This is a genomic window from Pseudomonas sp. NBRC 111138 (genome assembly GCF_001320835.1).
Lineage (GTDB): Bacteria > Pseudomonadota > Gammaproteobacteria > Pseudomonadales > Pseudomonadaceae > Aquipseudomonas > Aquipseudomonas paracarnis.
This window is the reverse complement of sequence record NZ_BCBO01000008.1, coordinates 1-3,546: the sequence shown is the minus strand read 5'-3', so window position 1 is coordinate 3,546 and position 3,546 is coordinate 1. Positions and strand designations below refer to the sequence as shown.

The following is a 3,546-nucleotide window of genomic DNA, read 5'->3' as shown; positions in this document are numbered from 1 at the left end:
CCGGCTGCTAAACCCGCTGCTGCCAAACCAGCCGCTAAGCCAACTGCTAAACCTGCTGCCGCCAAACCGGCCGCGAAGCCCGCTGCCAAGCCAGCGCCCGCAAAGCCAGCTACTCCAGCAGCACCCACTGCTACTCCGGCAGCAGCCACCGCTCCAACTGCATCGGCCAGCAGCACCCCTGCACCGGTAGCGCCAAGCACCACCCCAACCAGCGCTTCCTAAGCGTTGGTGGCCATGGCGCGCAATTGCAGCAGCGCGTCGTGGTCAAGGTTGGCGGCTTCGGTCGCCAGGCCTTCAAGCCATTCTTGCTGACCCGGCACCTCATTGATCGGCCACGCCTGCGCCAGCGCTTCCAAGCGCGCCAGCAGCGTTCTTTCGGCCTCCAGTTCCAGTGTCTTGACTTGCTCTCGTAGCAATGCCAATTGCGCATCCTGCTGGGCCAAGGCTCGCCATTGCCCGCGCATTTGTCGCAAGGGTTCGACAACCTGCACCCGCCACGGCTGGGCAATCTGCTGCAGTGCCTGAACCCGTTCGGGCTTATATGCCACACCTCGCCATTCCAGCCACGCACCACACAACAACAGGCACACGTCTGCCCCTTGCTCCTGCAAGCGCAGGCAAGCGGCCTCCACGCCCGGGCGGGCATAGGTCGAAAGGGCAAAGCTCCACAGGTCAGCGCACATATTCACACCCAAGCCAGCGGCCAACGAAGCTGGTAGACTCCGCCGCCATTATGATCCGACTTCAAAGCCTAACATTACAGCGTGGCCCGCAACGTCTTCTCGAAGACGCCGAGCTGACCCTGCACGCCGGTCACAAAGCCGGCCTGATCGGAGCCAATGGCGCCGGCAAATCCACGTTGTTCGCCTTGTTGCTGGGTGAGCTGACCCCGGATTCGGGGGACTGCCTGCTGCCGGCCGACTGGCGCATTGCCCATATGCGCCAGGAGATCGACACCCTGGACCGTATCGCCATCGACTACGTGCTCGATGGCGACCTGCGCCTGCGCCAGGTGCAGCACGACCTGGCTGAGGCCGAAAAAGCCCAGGACGGTGCCGCACAGGCGCGCCTGCACTCGGAGCTGGACAGCGCCGACGGCTATACCGCCGACGCCCGTGCTCGCAAGATGCTCGCTGGCCTTGGGTTTACCAACGAACAGATGGACCGTCCGGTCGCCGACTTCTCCGGTGGCTGGCGCATGCGCCTGAACCTGGCCCAAGCGCTGATGTGCCCCTCGGACCTGTTGCTGCTCGACGAGCCGACCAACCACTTGGACCTCGATGCGATCCTGTGGCTGGAAGACTTCCTCAAGAGTTACCAGGGCACCTTGCTGCTGATTTCCCACGACCGGGATTTCCTCGACGCCGTGGTCGATAACATCGCCCATGTCGAACAGAAGAAAATCACTCTGTACCGTGGCGGCTATACCGCGTTCGAACGCGCTCGCGCCGAACGCCTGGCCCAGCAGCAACAGGCCTTTGAAAAGCAACAGGCGCAACGTGCGCACATGGAAAGCTACATCGCAAGGTTCAAGGCCCAGGCCACCAAGGCCCGCCAGGCCCAGAGCCGGATCAAGGCCCTGGAGCGCATGGAAGAGCTGTCGGCGGCCCACGTCGATTCGCCGTTCGACTTTGTCTTCCGTGAGTCGGTGAAGATCTCCAGCCCGCTGTTGGACCTCTCGGATGCTCGCCTGGGCTATGGCGACAAAACCATCCTTGAGAAGGTCAAGCTGCAGCTCACGCCGGGCGCACGCATCGGTTTGCTCGGCCCGAACGGTGCAGGCAAGTCGACACTGATCAAGAACCTTTCGGGTGAGCTTGAGCCGCTGGCCGGCCGCCTGACCCGTGGCGAGAACACGGTGGTGGGTTACTTCGCCCAGCACCAACTGGACTCCCTGGACGCCAAGGCCAGCCCGCTGTTGCACCTGCAACGCCTGGCGCCGACCGAGCGCGAGCAGACCCTGCGCGACTTCCTTGGCGGTTTCGACTTCCGTGGCGCGCGCATTGACGAACCTGTGCTGAATTTCTCCGGTGGCGAAAAAGCCCGACTGGCCCTGGCCCTGATCGCGTGGGATCGCCCGAACCTGTTGCTGCTCGACGAACCGACCAACCACCTGGACCTGGAAATGCGCCTGGCGCTGACCATGGCCCTGCAGGAGTTCAGCGGTGCGGTATTGGTGGTGTCTCACGACCGTCACCTGCTCAAGAGCACTACCGACAATTTCCTGCTGGTCGCCGACGGCAAGGTCGAAGAGTTCGACGGCGACCTGGACGACTACGCGCGCTGGCTGACGGAATACCGCCTGCGCAATGCGCCGGCCAGCAACACGCCGGTCAACCCGGACAAGACTGACAAGAAAGCCCAGCGCCAGGCCGCCGCCGCGCTGCGCCAGCAGTTGGCGCCGCACAAGCGTGAGGCCGACAAGCTGGAAGCCGAACTGGGCAAGGTGCATGAGCGCCTGGCCAAGATCGAAGCCAGCCTGGGCGACAGCGCCGTGTATGAGGCGGCGCGCAAGGACGAGCTGCGTGACCTGCTGGCCGAACAGGCCAAGCTCAAGGTGCGCGAGGGGCAATTGGAGGAAACCTGGATGGAGGCCCTCGAATTGCTCGAAACCCTGCAAGCGGAGCTGGAGGCGCTGTCCTGATGGAGGCGTTGCAATTACCGGTACCGGTGCAATGGATCGAACCCATCTGGATCGGCGTGCAAATCCTGCTGATCCTGCTGGCTGGCTACCTGGCTCAGCGCTTCGTCGCAAAAGGCCTTACGCGCCTGGGTGAGCGCTACCCGTTCCCGCCGCAATTGCTGATGCCCCTGCGGGGCGGCTTGCGCTGGCTGATCATGGGCAGTGCGCTGATCTTTGTGCTGGGCCGCCTGGGTGTGTCTGCCACGGTGTTGTGGACGGCCCTGTCAGGCTTTGTCGCGGTGGCGGCCGTGGCGTTCTTCGCCATGTGGTCGGTGCTGTCCAACTTGCTGTGCGCGATCCTGATCTTTACCGTCGGGCCGTTTCGCCTGGGTGATATCGTCGAGCTGGTGGACACCGTCGACAAGCCGGGCGTGAAGGGCCGGGTCGTGGCGATCAACTTGCTCTACACCACGCTGATCGAAGTCGAGGAAGCCGGGACCAACAGCGCGATGGTGCAGGTGCCCAATAGTCTGTTCTTCCAGCGTTCGGTACGACGTTGGCCCGGGTCTGGCACCAACATCCTGTAGGAGCGAGCTTGCTCGCGAAGACCGTCAACGATAACGCAGCGCTTGCAGTCAGCCCGCATCGCCTGTGCATTTTTCGCGAGCAAGCTCTCTCCTGCAGAAATCTGTAGCCAGCCTTTGGTCGCTGGAGTTAGCTTAAGGCACAACCGCTAACTCCCTTGCGAGGTGTGCAATGGCTCTCGATACATGGCTGGCCTTTTTCCTGGCCAGTTGGATCATCTCCCTTTCTCCTGGCGCCGGTGCCATCGCCTCGATGTCCAGCGGCCTACAGTACGGTTTTGTGCGTGGCTACTGGAACGCCATCGGCCTGCAACTTGGCCTGGCGATGCAGATTGCTGT

The 3,546-nt window shown here is 63.0% G+C and carries 3 protein-coding genes and 1 pseudogene; 3 read left to right on the top strand and 1 reads right to left on the bottom strand.

Going from position 1 to position 3,546, the window contains the following annotated elements; translation table 11 throughout:
- Nucleotides 1-218 precede the first annotated feature (218 nt).
- Nucleotides 219-683 (bottom strand): TIGR02444 family protein, encoded by a 465-nt coding sequence (locus tag APH41_RS01600; protein ID WP_054917104.1) that lies wholly within the window; start codon nt 681-683, stop codon nt 219-221.
- A gap of 50 nt (nt 684-733) precedes the next feature.
- Here APH41_RS01600 and abc-f point away from each other — a divergent pair, with 50 nt between their 5' ends.
- From abc-f to APH41_RS01585, 3 genes and pseudogenes are all read left to right on the top strand, one after another.
- Nucleotides 734-2,644, top strand: coding sequence for a ribosomal protection-like ABC-F family protein (gene abc-f / locus APH41_RS01595; protein WP_014720438.1), 1,911 nt, complete (start codon nt 734-736; stop codon nt 2,642-2,644).
- Nucleotides 2,644-3,210, top strand: a complete 567-nt coding sequence (locus APH41_RS01590) for a mechanosensitive ion channel family protein (protein ID WP_003195372.1) — start codon at nt 2,644-2,646, stop codon at nt 3,208-3,210. The genes abc-f and APH41_RS01590 overlap by 1 nt, the downstream gene beginning before the upstream one ends.
- 169 nt (nt 3,211-3,379) lie before the next feature.
- A pseudogene (locus tag APH41_RS01585) lies at nt 3,380-3,546 on the top strand (threonine transporter RhtB); the annotation flags it as partial.

Coding starts and splice junctions, on each gene's coding strand:
- abc-f (WP_014720438.1), top strand. CDS start 734: ATGATCCGACTTCAAAGCCTAACATTACAGCGTGGCCCGCAACGTCTT.
- APH41_RS01590 (WP_003195372.1), top strand. CDS start 2,644: ATGGAGGCGTTGCAATTACCGGTACCGGTGCAATGGATCGAACCCATC.
- APH41_RS01600 (WP_054917104.1), bottom strand. CDS start 683: ATGTGCGCTGACCTGTGGAGCTTTGCCCTTTCGACCTATGCCCGCCCG.